This window comes from Pseudoxanthomonas sp. P4_B2 (assembly GCF_056402315.1).
This window is the reverse complement of record NZ_JBFUHQ010000001.1, coordinates 144,421-159,310: the sequence shown is the minus strand read 5'-3', so window position 1 is coordinate 159,310 and position 14,890 is coordinate 144,421. Positions and strand designations below refer to the sequence as shown.

Genomic DNA, 14,890 nt, shown 5'->3' with positions numbered 1-14,890 from the left:
AGCGCGGCGAAAGCCGCGCTTCTTCTTTGGGGCAAATTAAATGCCCGCTCGTTCGTCATTTTTCTGTCGCATTCACGACATCCCGCTGTCACACAAACGTCGTGAAATGCCCGCCAACGGCTGCCTAGCCGTGCGTACCCACTTCCAGGAGCCATCCGTGTTCAACTCCCTCAAATCCCGCGTCGCGGTGCTGGCCCTCGCGGCGGCATTCTCGACCAGTGCAATGGCCGCCGACGTCACCGGCGCCGGCGCCTCGTTCGTGTATCCGGCCATGTCCAAGTGGTCGGCCGACTACAAGAAATCCTCCGGCAAGCAGGTCAACTACCAGTCCATCGGCTCCGGCGGCGGCATCGCCCAGATCAAGGCCGGCACGGTCGATTTCGGCTCCTCCGATGCGCCGTTGAAGCCCGATGAGCTGGCCAAGTTCGGCCTGGCGCAGTTCCCGTCGGTGATCGGCGGCATCGTGCCGGTGTTCAACGTGCCCGGCGTCGCTGCCGGTGCGCTGAAGCTGGACGGCGAAACCCTGGGCAACATCTTCCTGGGCAAGATCACCAAGTGGAACGATCCGGCCATCGTCGCCCTGAACGGCGGCGTGCAGCTGCCCGACACCAAGATCACCGTCGTGCACCGCTCGGACGGTTCGGGCACCACCTTCAACTTCGTCAACTACCTGTCCAAGGTCAACAGCGAATGGAAGACCAAGGTCGGCGAAGGCACTTCGGTTAAATGGCCGGTGGGTATCGGCGGCAAGGGCAACGAGGGCGTGGCCGCTTACGTCAAGCAGATCAAGGGCGGCATCGGCTACGTCGAGCTGTCTTACGCGCTGCAGAACAAGATGGCCTATTCGCGCATGAAGAACTCCGCCGGCAATTTCATCGTGCCCAGCGACGACAGCTTCCAGGCCGCCGCGAACAGCGCTGAGTGGGGCTCTTCCAAGGACTTCTACCTGGTGATGACCAATGCCCCGGGCGCCGATTCCTGGCCGATCACCGCCACCAATTTCATCCTGATGTACAAGCAGCCCAAGAACGCCGCCGGCGCCAAGGGCGCCAAGGAATTCTTCCGCTGGGTCTACAAGAGCGGCGATGCCCAGGCCAAGGCCCTGGGTTATGTCCCGCTGCCGGCCGCGCTGGTGCAGCAGATCGAAACCTACTGGTCGCAGAACATGGCGTATTGAACGACGGGTCTCTCTCCCCCCAAGGTCGTTCGAAGGGCGCGGACCGCGAAGTCCGCGCCCTTTTTCTGTCTTCCGCATCGAAAAGACGCCATCTTGGGATTCCGAACGGCGCGACCACTCAAAATATCCGACGCTCAATCCGCGCAAAAGCGGTAAGCGTTGGCGTCACCAGACATGCCTGCATCGCGAAGACCCCCTGCCCATACGGGTGACGAGCCGCACAAATACGGCGTCATACGCCTGTAACAAAAACATCATTTCATGACGTACCTGCTGGCGATATCGTCGGCACCGTCGTCATACGGAGTCACCACCATGAACCTGAAGCCGGCACGTATCGCCCTGCTCACTCTTTCCGTCGCCCTGGTCCTGGCGGCCTGCAAGCCTTCGGACAAGGCAGCGCCGACCACCGGCGCGCCCGAAGCCGGCGCCCCCACTGCCGGCGCGGCAGCCAACCCCAATGCAGCCGAGATCTCCGGCGCGGGCGCGTCCTTCATCTATCCGCTGGTCTCCAAATGGTCGGCCGACTACAACGCCGCCACCGGCGCCAAGGTCAATTACCAGTCCATCGGTTCCGGCGGCGGCATCGCCCAGATCAAAGCCGGCACCGTGGATTTCGGCTCCACCGACAAGCCGCTTTCTCCTGAAGAGCTGGCGCAGTCGGGCCTGGGCCAATTCCCGTCGGCCATTGGCGGTGTGGTTCCAGTGATCAATGTGGAAGGCCTGCAGCCCGGCCAACTGAAGCTGACCGGGGCGCTGTTGGCCGATATCTTCCTGGGCAAGATCACGACCTGGAACGACACGGCCATCGCAGGCGCCAATCCGGGCGTGGCTCTGCCGGCCGGCAAGATCAGCATCGTGCATCGCTCGGACGGTTCGGGCACCACCTTCAACTTCTCCAACTATCTGTCCAAGGTCAGCCCGGAATGGAAGACCAAGGTCGGCGAAGGCACCTCGGTGCAATGGCCGGGCGGCGTGGGCGGCAAGGGCAACGAAGGCGTGGCCTCGTACGTGAAGCAGATCAAAGGTTCGATCGGTTACGTGGAACTGGCCTACGCCTTGCAGAACCAGATGCCCTACGCCTCGCTGCAGAACGCCGCCGGCAACTACGTGCAGCCGAATGCGGAAACGTTCGCCGCCGCGGCCGCCAGCGCCGACTGGGCCAACGCCAAGGACTTCAACCTGGTCATCACTAATGCGCCTGGTGCGAATGCATGGCCGATCACCGCCACCAACTTCATGCTGATGTACAAGCAGCCGAAGGACGCCAAGCGCAGCGCCGACACGCGGGCTTTCTTCAAATGGGCCTTCGAGAACGGACAGGCGCAGGCCAGCGAACTGCATTACGTGCCGCTGCCGCCTGAACTGGTGAAACAGATCGAGGCGTATTGGGCCAGCGAGTTCAAATGACGAGTTGGCCCGCGTGAAACGCGGCTTTGCCAACTCGTCATCCCCGCGAAGGCGGGGATCCAGCGACTTGGCTTCTGTCCGGCAAAAAGCAAAGTCACTGGGTTCCCGCCTACGCGGGAATGACGAGCACTAAGGAATCCATGAACGCTATTTCCGCCCCGATCCCCGCTTCCAGTACCCGCGACTCGCGCGATACGCGCAACGACCGCATTTTCCGCTGGGTGCTGACCGCCACCGTAGCCTTCGTGCTGGTGGCGCTAGCCACCGCCGCCCTGTCCATGCTGTGGGGCGGACGCGAAGTACTAGAGACGGAAGGCTTGAGCTTCTTCTATTCGTCGGAATGGAACCCGGTCGAGAACAAGTACGGTGCGCTGGCGCCGATCTACGGCACCATCGTCACCGCCGTGATCGCGATGCTGATCGCGGTACCAGTCAGTTTCGGCATCGCTTTCTTCCTCACCGAGGTCGCCCCGCGCTGGTTGCGCGGTCCGGTAGGCACGGCCATCGAACTGCTGGCCGGCATTCCTTCCATCATCTACGGCATGTGGGGCCTGTTCGTGCTGGTGCCGGTGATGACCGAATACGGCACGCCCTGGCTCAACGACCATATCGGCACCATTCCCTATATCGGCGTGTTCTTTCGCGGCCCGCCGCTGGGCATCGGCGTGCTGACCGCCGGTTTCGTGCTGGCGATCATGGTCATTCCCTTCATCAGCTCGGTGATGCGCGAAGTATTCCTGACCGTGCCCCAGCGATTGAAGGAATCGGCCTACGCGCTGGGTTCGACCAAATGGGAAGTCAGCTGGGACATCGTGCTGCCTTACACGCGCTCGGCGGTGATCGGCGGCATCTTCCTGGGCCTGGGCCGTGCGCTCGGCGAGACCATGGCCGTGGCCTTCGTCATCGGCAATACGGTCAGCCTTTCCGCTTCACTGCTGGAGCCGGGCACTACCATCGCCGCCTTGATCGCCAACGACTTCGGCGAAGCCACCGAAACCTACCGGTCCGCGCTGCTGCTGCTGGGCTTCGTGCTGTTCATCGTCACCTTCATCGTGCTGGCGATAGCGCGCTACATGCTGATGCAACTCTCGCGCAAGGAGGGCAACTGATGAGTACGAACAAAGCCGCCGCCGGTCTTTACCGCCGCCGCAGCATCGTCAACGTAATCGCGCTGGTGCTGTCCTGCGCCACCGCGCTGTTCGGCCTGTTCTTCCTCGCCTGGATCCTGTGGACCCTGATCGCAAAGGGCATTTCCGGCATCAACGTCAATCTGTTCACGCAGATGACTCCGCCGCCGATGCAGGAAGGCGGTCTGGCCAACGCTTTCTTCGGCAGCGCGGTGATGTGCGGACTTGCGATCGCGATCGGCACGCCGCTGGGCGTGCTGGCCGGTACCTGGCTGGCCGAATACGGCAATGCGCGCAAGGCTGGCACCATCGTGCGTTTCGTCAACGACATCCTGCTGTCGGCACCGTCGATCGTGCTGGGCCTGTTCGTGTACACGCTCTTCATCATGCAGTTCGGCGGCGGCTTCTCTGCGCTGGCCGGCGCGCTGGCACTGGCATTCATCGTATTGCCAGTGGTGGTGCGCACCACCGACGAAATGCTGCGCCTGGTGCCCTCGCAAATGCGCGAAGCGGCGCTGTCGCTGGGCGTGCCGCAGTGGAAGGTGATCGTGCAGGTGCTGTACCGCAGCGCCTCGGCCGGCATCGTCACCGGCATCCTGCTGGCCCTGGCGCGCATCAGCGGCGAAACCGCCCCGCTGCTGTTCACCGCCTTCGGCAGCCAGTACTGGAATTCCAACGTGCTGCAGCCGATAGCCAGCGTGCCGGTGGTGATGAACCAGTTCGCAGGCAGTCCTTACGAATCCTGGCAGACGCTGGCCTGGGCCGGCGCATTGGTCCTGACCGTATTCGTACTCCTCATCAGCCTGAGTGCGCGCGGCATTTTGCTGCGCAACAAAATCTCCAATGACTAATCTCTTTTCGGACCCGGCCATGAACGACGTTCAACGCAACGATTCCATCCAGCGGATCACCACGGTGACCACGGACCGCGGTGCGATCCCGCCTTCACCGGTGAAGCTGGAGGCCAAGGGGTTGGATTTCTACTACGACAAATTCCATGCGCTGAAAAGCATCAACCTGGAGATTCCGGAAAAGCGCGTGACCGCGCTGATCGGTCCCTCGGGCTGCGGCAAGTCGACCCTGCTGCGCATCTTCAACCGCATCTACGCGCTGTACCCGAAGATGACGGCGAAAGGCGAAGTGATCCTCGACGGCGAGAATATCCTCGACGCCAAGTACCCGATGAACCGTCTGCGCAGCAAGGTGGGCATGGTCTTCCAGAAGCCGGTGCCGTTCCCGATGACCATCTACGAAAACATCGCCTATGCCATCCGCCACCACGAAAACATCTCCAAAGCCGACATGAACGACCGCGTCGAACACGCGCTCAACCAGGGCGCGTTGTGGGGCGAGGTGAAGGACAAGCTGGGCCAAAGCGCGCTGGGCCTTTCCGGCGGACAGCAGCAGCGCCTGTGCATCGCGCGCGCGGTCGCGCTGAAGCCCGACGTGCTGCTGCTGGACGAACCGACTTCCGCGCTGGATCCGATTTCGACCAGCCGCATCGAGCAGTTGGTGGAGGAGCTGAAGAAGGACTACACCATCGCCATCGTCACCCACAACATGCAGCAGGCCGCGCGCGTTTCCGATTACACCGCTTTCATGTACCTGGGCGACCTGATCGAACACGATGTGACCGCCAACATCTTCTCCAGTCCGAAGAAGCAGCAGACCGAGGACTACATCACCGGCAGATTCGGATAAGAACCTCTGCCTACGAATTCGATGCACAGCCAGGAATCATCATGAGCACTCAACCGCACGAACACATCGTCAAGAGCTACGACGAAGAACAGCGCCGCCTGGTCGGCGAGATCCTGCACATGGGCGGGATGGCCGTCGCCCAGTTGGAGGCCGCGCTGGACGTGGTCGAACGCCGCGACGACCGCGCCGCGCAGCGGATCATCGCCAACGACGTCGAGATCGACAAACTGGAAGCCAAGATCAGCCACGACGTCATGCAACTGGCGCTGCGCGGACCGATGGCGCGCGACCTGCGTGAGATCCTGGCGGGCCTGCGCATTCCTTCCGACATCGAGCGCATCGGCGACTACGCGGCCAATGTGGCCAAGCGCTCCATCGCGCTGAACGTGTCGCCCCCTGTTCCCCACACCACCAACCTGCGCGCATTGGGCCGGCTGGCCGCGCGCCAGGTCAGCGACGTCCTAGAGGCCTATCGCGAAGGCGACGCGGACCGCGCCTTGATGGTGCGCGCACGGGATGCGGAACTGGATGCGCAGTACACCGCCCTGTTCCGCGAACTTTTGACCTACATGATGGAGGATGCGCGCAACATCACTCCATGCACGCACTTGCTGTTCATGGCCAAGAACCTGGAGCGCATCGGCGACCACGCCACCAACATCGCCGAGAACATCTGGTTCCTGGTGCATGGCGACCAGCCCCTGCCGCCGCGCGACAAGCGCGACGACACCAGCACCACCGGCGCGGTCTGACAGCGCCGGCAGCATGAATCAGGAATAACCAGAACAGGGGACGGCGAACCCTTTCCCGCCCTACCCCTCTCTTTTGTCACTGTCAGGCATGGCGCGACGGCGGCATGCTCCAGTCACGGAGAGGAAATGAACAGCGCATTCGCCAATACCGACGATCTGGCCGCCGCCCGTGCCGGCGATCTTGCTGCTTTGCAGCGCGTATTGGTTTTGTCGCGGCAGAATCTGCGCCGTTACGCCGAATACCATTGCAATATCAACGACACCGAGGATGCGGTGCAGGAAAGCATGATCCTGGTCTCGCGCCGGATCGGCGATTTGCGCGTGCTGGAATCCTTCGCCTCCTGGTTGTTCCGCATCGTCAAGCGCGAGTGCAACCGCCTGAAACGCGGGTTACGCATGCTGACCGGAGATGCGATCACCGAGGATATCCAGCCCACCTGCAGCTTCGAGCCGGTGGAACTGCGCCACGACGTTGCCGCGGCATTGGAGTCGCTGCCCCCGCACTACCGCGAGGTCATCCTGTTGCGTGACCTGGAAGGCTATTCCATCGAGGAACTGGCGCAACGCCTGGGACTGAACCGGGAGGCGGCCAAATCCCGCTTGCACCGGGCACGCGTGTTGACCCGCGAATATCTAATGCCTGCGGGTTCCCCATGAGCACCGCATCCGCCCCTGTGCCAGCTCGGCCAACCGATTGCGCAAACCCCGGGTTGCCGCAGTGCACACAGACCACCAACCCTTCACCGCTACACTTCCACCACAACCCGCGGCCAACCCGCATCCCCAGGAGCAATGCCATGAGCAAGTCCAATCAGAAACCCGTTTCTCTCGCCCTCTCCGCCGCTCTCGTCGGTGGACTGGCGCTGTCGGCTTCCGCGTTCGCCATGCAGCCGTTGGCCCAGGGTTACCTGTTGTCGGCTACCGCCGCCGATGCTGGCGAAAAGGCCGCCGAAGGCAAGTGCGGCGAAGGCAAGTGCGGCATGGAGAAGGTGGATACCGACAAGGACGGCAAGGTCTCGCGCGCCGAGTTCACCGCCGCCCACGCCGACAAGGCCGACAAGTTCGACGGCATCGACACCAATAAAGACGGCTTCATCGATGCGGCCGAACACAAAGCCCATTCGGAAGGCAAATGCGGCGAAGGTAAGTGCGGCGCGGACAAGAAGAAGACCGACGCCAAGGCCGAGCATGCCGAAGGTAAGTGCGGCGAAGGCAAGTGCGGCGGCAGCATCTGATTTTCGCCAGCACTGATCGCCTGCGCTGATCGGATGAAAGCGACCCTGTCCGCTGCCAGTGCTGGAATAGGCCTGCGGCGCGCCCTGCTGGGCGCGCTGCAGGAAGCGCCCGCGGGCGCATTCGATTTCCTCGAATGCGCCCCGGACAACTGGATCGGCATCGGCGGCAAGTACGGTGCGGCGCTGGAGCAATTGTCGGCACGCACTCCGCTTACCTGCCATGGACTTTCCCTCTCGCTTGGTGGCGTTGCGCCGCTGGATGAGACTTTCTTGGCGCGCGTGCGTCGCTTCCTGGACCGCCACCAGGTCGCTCTTTACAGCGAACACCTCAGCTATTGCACCGACGACGGCCATCTCTACGATTTGATGCCGATCCCCTTCACCGAGGAGGCCGTACGCCACGTCGCCGCGCGCATCCGCCGCGTGCAGGACGTGCTGGGCCGCCGCATCGCGGTAGAGAACGTCTCCTACTACGCCGCACCCTACCGGGCCATGGACGAAGTGGATTTCGTCAACGCAGTGTTGGCCGAAGCCGACTGCGACCTGTTGCTGGACGTCAACAATATCTATGTCAACGCCATCAATCATGGCTACGACGCACACGATTTCCTGACGCGCATGCCGACCGCGCGCATCGCTTCGTACCATATCGCCGGCCACTACGACGAAGCGGACGACCTGAAGGTCGACACCCACGGCGCGGCGGTCAAGGAAGACGTCTGGTCGCTGCTGCAGAGCGCTTATCGCCTGCATGGCGTACATCCGACGCTGCTGGAACGCGACTTCAACTTCCCGGCGATGCCGGTGTTGCTGGCCGAAGTGGAGCGCATCCGCGACCTGCAGCGCGCTGCCGCTCTTCAAGTGCCGCTTTCCGCCCATGGCTGAAACGCTGCGGCAACAGCAATTCGAGCTGGCCGCGCACCTGCGCGACCCCGCTACCCATGCGCCGCCTGCCGGCCTGGAGGATCGCCGCCTGTCGATCTATCGGGAGTTGTTCTTCAACAACATCGAAGGACTGCTGTCCGGCAACTTCCCCGTCATCCGCAAGACCCTGGGCGAGCAACGCTGGCGACCGCTGGTGCGCGAGTTCTACGCACGGCACCGCAGCCGCACGCCGCTATTCGCGGAAATAGGGCGCGAGTTCATCCGTTTCCTGCAGGAGCGTGCGGAACACGGCACCGACGATCCGGCCTGGCTGGCGGAACTGGCGCACTACGAATGGGTGGAGCTGGGTCTGCAGATCGCCGACGACGAGCTTCCTGCCCACGATGCGAACGGCGATCTGCTCGCCGGCATTCCGGTGCTGTCGCCGCTCGCCTGGTCCCTGGCCTATGTCTGGCCGGTGCAGCATATCGGTCCGGACTACCAACCCGAGGCGCCGCCCGAAGCGCCAACGCTGCTGCTGGTAAGACGCGATGCGCAGTACGACATCCGCTTCGCGGAAATCTCGCCGCTGGTGTATCGCCTGATCGAAATCCTGCGCGCGGGCGAGCGCAGCGGCCGTTTGGCGCTCGAACAACTGGCCGGGGAAGCCGGCGCCACCGACCCCGGATCGGGTCCGGGGCAGGCTCTGCCCGCTTTCGTCGAGCAAGGCCACGCCATGCTGGTGCGCATGCACGAAGAAGGTACGATTCTGGGCGCCGCTCCGTAACGGCAGCGGAAGACCGCTTGCGGGCTCTGCTACGCTTGCACCGATGACGAGCCCAGACGAACCATTGCCGATCAGCCCCATGTCCCGCCGTTTCCGCGGCTACCTGCCCGTGGTCGTGGACGTGGAAACCGGCGGCTTCGACTGGAATCGCCACGCGCTGCTGGAAATCGCGGTGGTGCCGATCGATCTGGATGAAAACGGTGCGTTCGCCCTGGGCGAGACTGCCAGCGCCCATCTGATTCCTGCGCCCGGTACCGACATCGACCCGAAATCGCTGGAGATCACCGGCATCGTGCTGGATCACCCGTTCCGTCTGGCCAAGCCCGAGAAGGAAGCGCTGGAGCATGTGTTCGCGCCGGTGCGCGCGGCGATGAAGAAGCATGGTTGCCAGCGAGCGATACTGGTCGGGCACAACGCGCACTTCGACCTGAATTTCCTTAATGCCGCGGTGGCGCGTTCCGGGCACAAGCGCAATCCATTCCACCCCTTCAGCGTCTTCGACACGGTCACCATGGCCGGCATGGCCTACGGCCAGACCGTGCTGGCCCGTGCAGTGCAGGCTGCGGGCATGGAATGGAATGCGGACGACGCGCATTCGGCGGTCTACGATACCGAACAGACCGCACGGCTGTTCTGCAAGATCGCCAATGCGTGGCCGAAACCCGCCACGCAGCCATGATCCGCAACGCCAACAAAGGCGACTTCGACAGCATCCTGGCTTTGAACCAGGAAGCGGTCCATTTCACCAGCCCCATGGATCTGGCGCGCCTGACCCATCTCGACACGCAAAGCGCTTATCACCGGGTCATCGAGCTGGACGGCGAAGTGGTCGCTTTCTTGCTGGCGTTGCGCGAAGGCGCGGACTATCCCAACCCCAACTACGGATGGTTTTCCGAACGCCTGGACAGCTTCCTCTATGTCGACCGCATCGTGATCGCATCGACGCAGCAGGGCAAACGGCTGGGACAGGCGCTATACGACGACTTGTTCGCCTATGCGAGACAGCAAGGTATCGGTCAGATCGCTTGCGAGTTCGATGTCGAACCTCCCAATCCCGTTTCGCAGAAGTTCCACGCCCGTTATGGTTTCACCGAGATGGGCACGCAATGGGTCGCAGGCGGAAGTAAGCGTGTTTCGCTGCAGGTGGCTCCGTTGCTACCCGAGTAAGGAATCGATCTGCGCTGCGGGAAACGCCTCATGAAAACTAGGGCGCGCGTATTCCGTACTTTTCCAGGATTTCCCGTACCCGATCGAGCGGAATCGCCTCGACCGTCTGACCGTTGCCGGAGACCGTCGTCGCCATGAACAGCGAGTTGTAGACCGCTTCCTCCACCGCATCGACGCTGGCCTGGAAAACGGCGCTCATTTCTTCGTTCGCAAGCTCGGTGGTGGTATGCCGCGGCGCGTCGAATGGACGGCGCACGGAAGCTGCGGTCGAAAAAGCGAGCGCATAGTCGCCGCTGCCGTTCGAAGCTGAACTTCCGGTGCGGCCAAGCCCCATCATCGCGCGCGAAGCCACACGCGTCAGGTTGCGGTCGCCTATCGGCGCGTCGGTGGCGATGATGATGATCACCGAACCGTCGCCGCGATCGTCGGCAGGGCCGGCAGCGAACGGCGATACCGGCGTCGTTTGCGAAGCGACGGCATTCTGGAAGGAATAACGGCCGAGTTCGCGACCGACCGGTGCACCGGCCACTTGCAACACACCGCCGAAGTTGCTCTGCACCAGCACGCCCACCGTCCAGCCGCCCAGTGACGTGGGCAACACCCGCGACGACGTACCGATGCCGCCCTTCCACCCGAAGGCCACCGTACCGGTGCCCGCGCCCACGCTGCCCTCCTCTACGGGTCCGCCACGCGCGCCTTCCAGCGCATCGCGTACCGCCTTCGCGGTGACCGGCCGGGAGCGGATGTCGTTCAATCCACCGTCGTTGGTTTCGCCGACCACGGGATTGATGGACCGCACCTGTTGCATGTCCGGCTGCTCGAGCATCCATGCCGCCATGGCGTCGGCCGCTTTCCACACGCACAGCGTGCAGGTAAGGAGGATGGGCGTTTCCAGCTCGCCCAACTCGTTGAGCTGCGTGCTGCCGGCGAACTTTCCGAATCCGTTGCCGACATGCAGCGCCGCCGGTACGCGCGAACGATAAAGGTTGTCGCCATGCGGAAGAATTGCGGTCACGCCGGTGCGCACCTTGTCGCCTTCCTGCAAGGTCACCTGCCCCACACGCACGCCGGCCACGTCGGTGATGGCGTTGAGTTTGCCGGGGGCGAAGATGCCAGGAGCGACGCCAAGGTCGCGAGCGCGGGTGCGTTGCTGGGCTTGCGCGAAGGTCGAAGTGGTGGAAAGAAAAGCCAATGCCGCGAAAGCCGCGAATCGGCCGAACGCGAAAATTTCCCTACGCTTCACCAGCATGCGCTCGCTCCTACTTGCGTTGGCGTACGGCCTCGAACAAAGTCACGCCCGCGGCAACGGAGACATTGAGACTCTCGATGTCTCCGGGCATCGGAATTTTCACCAGCCCGTCGCAATGCTCGCGCGTAAGCCTACGCATGCCGTCGCCCTCGCCGCCCAACACTAGAGCCACATTGCCGCGCAAATCGGTGTCGTAGAGCGACGCTTCCGCTTCGCCGGCCAGGCCGTAGATCCACACACCGAGCTGCTGCAGGTCGCGCAGGCAGCGCGCCAGATTGGTGACCGGGAATACCGGCAGGCGATCGGCCGCACCGGCGGAAGTCTTGCGTACGGTCGCGTTCACCGGCGCGGACTTGTCCTTGGGGATCACCACCGCGGTCGCGCCTGCCGCCGCCGCGCTGCGCAGGCAGGCGCCGAGGTTGTGCGGGTCCTGCACGCCATCGAGCACCAGCACCAGCGCCCTACCCTCGGCGGCTTCGATCAAACCGGCCAGTTCGCCCTCGTCCCAGGTTTTCGCCGCGGCATAGCGCGCGACCACACCCTGATGACGGACCGAGCCGCCGACGCCATCCAGCGCCTGTTGGGTGACGCGGCGCACTTCGATGCCCTTGCGGCGTGCATTCTCTTCGATCTCGGTGATGCGCGAATTCTTGCTGCCGGCTTCCAGCAATATTTCTCGCACATTGTCGGCATCGTTCTCGATGGCCGAAGCCACCGCGTTGATGCCGGCGATCCATTGATTCTGCTTGCTCATGAGGCTCTTGTCTTTTGATTCCCTTCTCCCACTGGGAGAAGGTCGAAGCTGCCGTCAGGCAGCTGAGGGGAGGGCGGATGAGGGAGTGGATTATCAGCGACAGCGAACTTTCACCGACAAGTCATTCCCATTCCCTCATCCGGCGCTACGCGCCACCTTCTCCCGATGGAGAAGGAAGCAACGTCAATACTTCTCTTTCTTCCGCTTCGCCGGCTGCCCACGTGGCGGCAATCCCTGCACCTGTTTCTCTTCGGCCAGCTTGAAGTCGATCTTGCGTTCTTCCAGGCTGGCCTTCAGCACCACGATGCGCACCGCGTCCCCGAGACGGAACGACATGCCGCGGCGCTCGCCGGATAGCGTCTTGCGGATCGGGTCGAAGTGGTAATAGTCGTGCGGCAGCTGAGTCACGTGGACCAGACCGTTGACCTTGGAATCCTTCAACTCCACGAACAGGCCGAAGCTGGTCACCCCGCTGATCACGCCATCGAACTGCCCGCCCACGTGCTGTTCCATCCAGGCGGCGCGATAGCGTTCATCGACCTCGCGCTCGGCCTCGTCGGCACGGCGCGCGCGCTCCGAACATTGCAGCGACAAGGCCGCCATCTGGTGTTCGGAATAGAGGAACTTCGCCGGTTTGCCGCCGGTCAGCGCGTACTTGATCGCACGATGCACCAGCAGGTCCGGATAGCGGCGGATCGGCGAAGTGAAGTGCGCATAAGCCTCCAGCGCCAAGCCGAAGTGCCCGGCATTGGCGGGCGTGTACACGGCCAGGCTCTGGCTGCGCAGCACCACCGACTCCAGCAACGCTACATCGGGACGCTCGCGGATTTTCTTCAGAAGTTGGGTGAAATCGCGCGGTTGCACTTTGGCCCACGGCGGCAGGCTCAGCTTGAATTCCTTCAGGAACTCCAGCAGGTCGGCGTACTTGGATTCCGGCGGCCGGTCGTGCACGCGATACGGTGCGGGAATATGCGCGCCCAGCAGATACTTCGCCGCTTCCACGTTGGCCGCGATCATGCATTCCTCGATCAGCTTGTGCGCATCGTTGCGCAGCAGCATCCCGGCCTGGGTGACTTCGCCGCGATTATCCAGCTCGAAACGCACTTCGGAGGTCTCGAACTCGATCGCGCCGCGCTTCTCGCGCGCCTTGGCCAGCAGGTGGTAAAGCTCGTACAGGCGTTCGACCTGGGGAAGTTGCGCGCCGATGGAATCGCGCGCTTCCGCGTCGTTCTCGCCGACCGCATTCCAGACCTGGTCGTAGGTCAGGCGCGCATGCGAGCGCATCACTGCCTCGTAGAACCGGGATTGGGTGACTTCGCCCTCGTTGTTCACCTGCATATCGCAGACGAAACACATGCGGTCGACCTTGGGGTTCAGCGAACAGATTCCGTTGGAAAGCGTCTCCGGCAGCATCGGCACGACGAATCCGGGGAAGTACACCGAGGTCGCGCGCTTCTGCGCTTCCTCGTCCAGCGGCGTGCCGGGTTGCACGTAGTACGAGACGTCGGCGATGGCGACCACCAGGCGGTATCCCTGGCGATTCTTGATACGCAACCCCTGGCGATTGCTCTCGCAATACACCGCGTCGTCGAAATCCTTGGCGTCGGCGCCGTCGATGGTCACCAACGGCATGTCGCGCAGGTCCACGCGCCCGGCCACCATCTTCTCTTCCACCACCAGCGGCACAGCGGCGGCCTGATCCAGCACTTGCTGCGGGAACTCGTGTGGGATCTCATGCCCGTGGATGGCCGCTTCCACCACTAGCGAAGGCGTCAGCTTGTCGCCCAGCACCGCGACGATGCGGCCCATCGGGGGACGCCGCGCGTCCGGCGTCTGGGTCAACTCGGCGACGACCAGTTGGCCATCCACTGCATCGCCACGCTGGTCCGGTGGGATCAGCACGTTGCGCTGCACGCGTTTGTCGTCGGGAACCAGGTAGCTCATGCCGGCTTCCAGGGTGAAGCGGCCGATCAGGCGCGACAGGCGCCGTTCCAGCACTTCCACGATGCTGCCTTCGCGGCGGCCGCTGCGATCGATGCCGGTGACGCAGGCCATCGCCCGGTCGCCGTGCATGACCTTGCGCATTTCGTTGGGCGGCAGGAATAGGTCGTCGCCGGTCCCTTCATCCGGTCTGAGGAAGCCGAATCCATTGGGATTGGCGATAACCACGCCAGGAATCAGGTCCATCTGCTTGGCCGGGGCGAATCCGCCGCGGCGGTTCTGCAGCAACTGGCCATCGCGGACCATGGCGCCCAGGCGCTTGCCCAGCGCATCGAAACGGTCGGGCGCGGTCAGCCCGAGGCTGGCCGCCAGGTCTTCAGCGGTCTGCGGCCCTTCGGCGGCAGCCAACTCGGCCAGGATGGCTTCGCGACTGGCGATGGGATCGGCGTAACGTTCCGCTTCGCGCGCCGCGTGCGGGTCGTCGCGGAAGTCGCCACGCTGCCCGCGTTGCGGCGGACGGGGTTGCCTGGAGACGGGGGGAGGGCCTTTCCTTGCCGATGCGGGTTTGCCTGCCGGCAGGTCCGGCATCCACGGTGGCAGCTTCGATTTGGGCGCAGCGCCCGCTTTTTTTGCTCTTTCGCCCTGCTTGCCGGGCTTGCCCGTCGCGGGCTTGGACCCGCCTTTCGTTGGCTTCTTCGTCATGCCGCCATGTTACACCCCGACTGA

At 63.4% G+C, this 14,890-nt stretch carries 15 protein-coding genes; 12 read left to right on the top strand and 3 right to left on the bottom strand.

Annotation, left to right across the window (positions count from 1 at the left end):
- Positions 1–157 precede the first annotated feature (157 nt).
- The 12 genes from pstS (AC1DTQ_RS00665) to AC1DTQ_RS00610 all read left to right on the top strand — a co-directional run bounded on the left by pstS (AC1DTQ_RS00665) (position 158) and on the right by AC1DTQ_RS00610 (position 10,220).
- The gene (gene pstS, locus AC1DTQ_RS00665) at positions 158–1,177 is read left to right on the top strand and encodes a phosphate ABC transporter substrate-binding protein PstS (RefSeq protein ID WP_477847184.1); all 1,020 of its coding nucleotides are present in this window, start codon (positions 158–160) and stop codon (positions 1,175–1,177) included.
- Positions 1,178–1,492: 315 nt separating this feature from the next.
- Complete coding sequence (gene pstS / locus AC1DTQ_RS00660; protein WP_477847182.1) at positions 1,493–2,587, top strand: phosphate ABC transporter substrate-binding protein PstS; 1,095 nt, start codon at positions 1,493–1,495, stop codon at positions 2,585–2,587.
- 140 nt (positions 2,588–2,727) lie between these two features.
- Positions 2,728–3,696: a phosphate ABC transporter permease subunit PstC gene (gene pstC, locus AC1DTQ_RS00655; protein ID WP_477847180.1), complete on the top strand. Its 969-nt coding sequence runs from the start codon at positions 2,728–2,730 to the stop codon at positions 3,694–3,696.
- A complete protein-coding gene (gene pstA, locus AC1DTQ_RS00650; protein WP_477847179.1) occupies positions 3,696–4,565 on the top strand; it encodes a phosphate ABC transporter permease PstA in 870 nt (289 codons plus the stop codon). The genes pstC and pstA overlap by 1 nt, the downstream gene beginning before the upstream one ends.
- Positions 4,558–5,415, top strand: a complete 858-nt coding sequence (gene pstB, locus AC1DTQ_RS00645) for a phosphate ABC transporter ATP-binding protein PstB (RefSeq protein WP_477847178.1) — start codon at positions 4,558–4,560, stop codon at positions 5,413–5,415. The genes pstA and pstB overlap by 8 nt, the downstream gene beginning before the upstream one ends.
- Positions 5,416–5,456: 41 nt before the next feature.
- Positions 5,457–6,167, top strand: a complete 711-nt coding sequence (gene phoU / locus AC1DTQ_RS00640; protein WP_477847176.1) for a phosphate signaling complex protein PhoU — start codon at positions 5,457–5,459, stop codon at positions 6,165–6,167.
- A gap of 126 nt (positions 6,168–6,293) precedes the next feature.
- The gene (locus tag AC1DTQ_RS00635; protein WP_477847174.1) at positions 6,294–6,824 is read left to right on the top strand and encodes an RNA polymerase sigma factor; all 531 of its coding nucleotides are present in this window, start codon (positions 6,294–6,296) and stop codon (positions 6,822–6,824) included.
- 140 nt (positions 6,825–6,964) lie between these two features.
- A complete protein-coding gene (locus AC1DTQ_RS00630) occupies positions 6,965–7,402 on the top strand; it encodes an HvfA family oxazolone/thioamide-modified RiPP metallophore (RefSeq protein WP_477847171.1) in 438 nt (145 codons plus the stop codon).
- Positions 7,403–7,435: 33 nt separating this feature from the next.
- Entirely contained in the window at positions 7,436–8,287 is an 852-nt protein-coding gene (locus AC1DTQ_RS00625; RefSeq protein WP_477847169.1) for an HvfB family MNIO-type RiPP peptide maturase, read from the top strand.
- Positions 8,280–9,053, top strand: coding sequence for an HvfC family RiPP maturation protein (locus AC1DTQ_RS00620; RefSeq protein WP_477847167.1), 774 nt, complete (start codon positions 8,280–8,282; stop codon positions 9,051–9,053). The genes AC1DTQ_RS00625 and AC1DTQ_RS00620 overlap by 8 nt, the downstream gene beginning before the upstream one ends.
- Positions 9,054–9,096: 43 nt before the next feature.
- Positions 9,097–9,732 carry a ribonuclease T gene (rnt, locus tag AC1DTQ_RS00615; protein WP_477847165.1) on the top strand — a complete coding sequence of 212 codons (636 nt, stop codon included), beginning with the start codon at positions 9,097–9,099 and terminating at the stop codon, positions 9,730–9,732.
- Entirely contained in the window at positions 9,729–10,220 is a 492-nt protein-coding gene (locus AC1DTQ_RS00610; RefSeq protein WP_477847163.1) for a GNAT family N-acetyltransferase, read from the top strand. Before rnt ends, AC1DTQ_RS00610 begins: the two co-directional genes overlap by 4 nt.
- Before the next feature lie 37 nt (positions 10,221–10,257).
- Here AC1DTQ_RS00610 and AC1DTQ_RS00605 read toward each other — a convergent pair whose 3' ends face one another.
- From AC1DTQ_RS00605 to rnr, 3 genes are all read right to left on the bottom strand, one after another.
- A complete protein-coding gene (locus AC1DTQ_RS00605) occupies positions 10,258–11,469 on the bottom strand; it encodes a DmpA family aminopeptidase (RefSeq protein WP_477847161.1) in 1,212 nt (403 codons plus the stop codon).
- A 10-nt stretch (positions 11,470–11,479) separates the two neighbouring features.
- Positions 11,480–12,223 carry a 23S rRNA (guanosine(2251)-2'-O)-methyltransferase RlmB gene (gene rlmB, locus AC1DTQ_RS00600; protein WP_310090046.1) on the bottom strand — a complete coding sequence of 248 codons (744 nt, stop codon included), beginning with the start codon at positions 12,221–12,223 and terminating at the stop codon, positions 11,480–11,482.
- Between the two features lie 183 nt (positions 12,224–12,406).
- Positions 12,407–14,866: a ribonuclease R gene (gene rnr, locus AC1DTQ_RS00595; RefSeq protein WP_477847159.1), complete on the bottom strand. Its 2,460-nt coding sequence runs from the start codon at positions 14,864–14,866 to the stop codon at positions 12,407–12,409.
- Positions 14,867–14,890 lie beyond the last annotated feature (24 nt).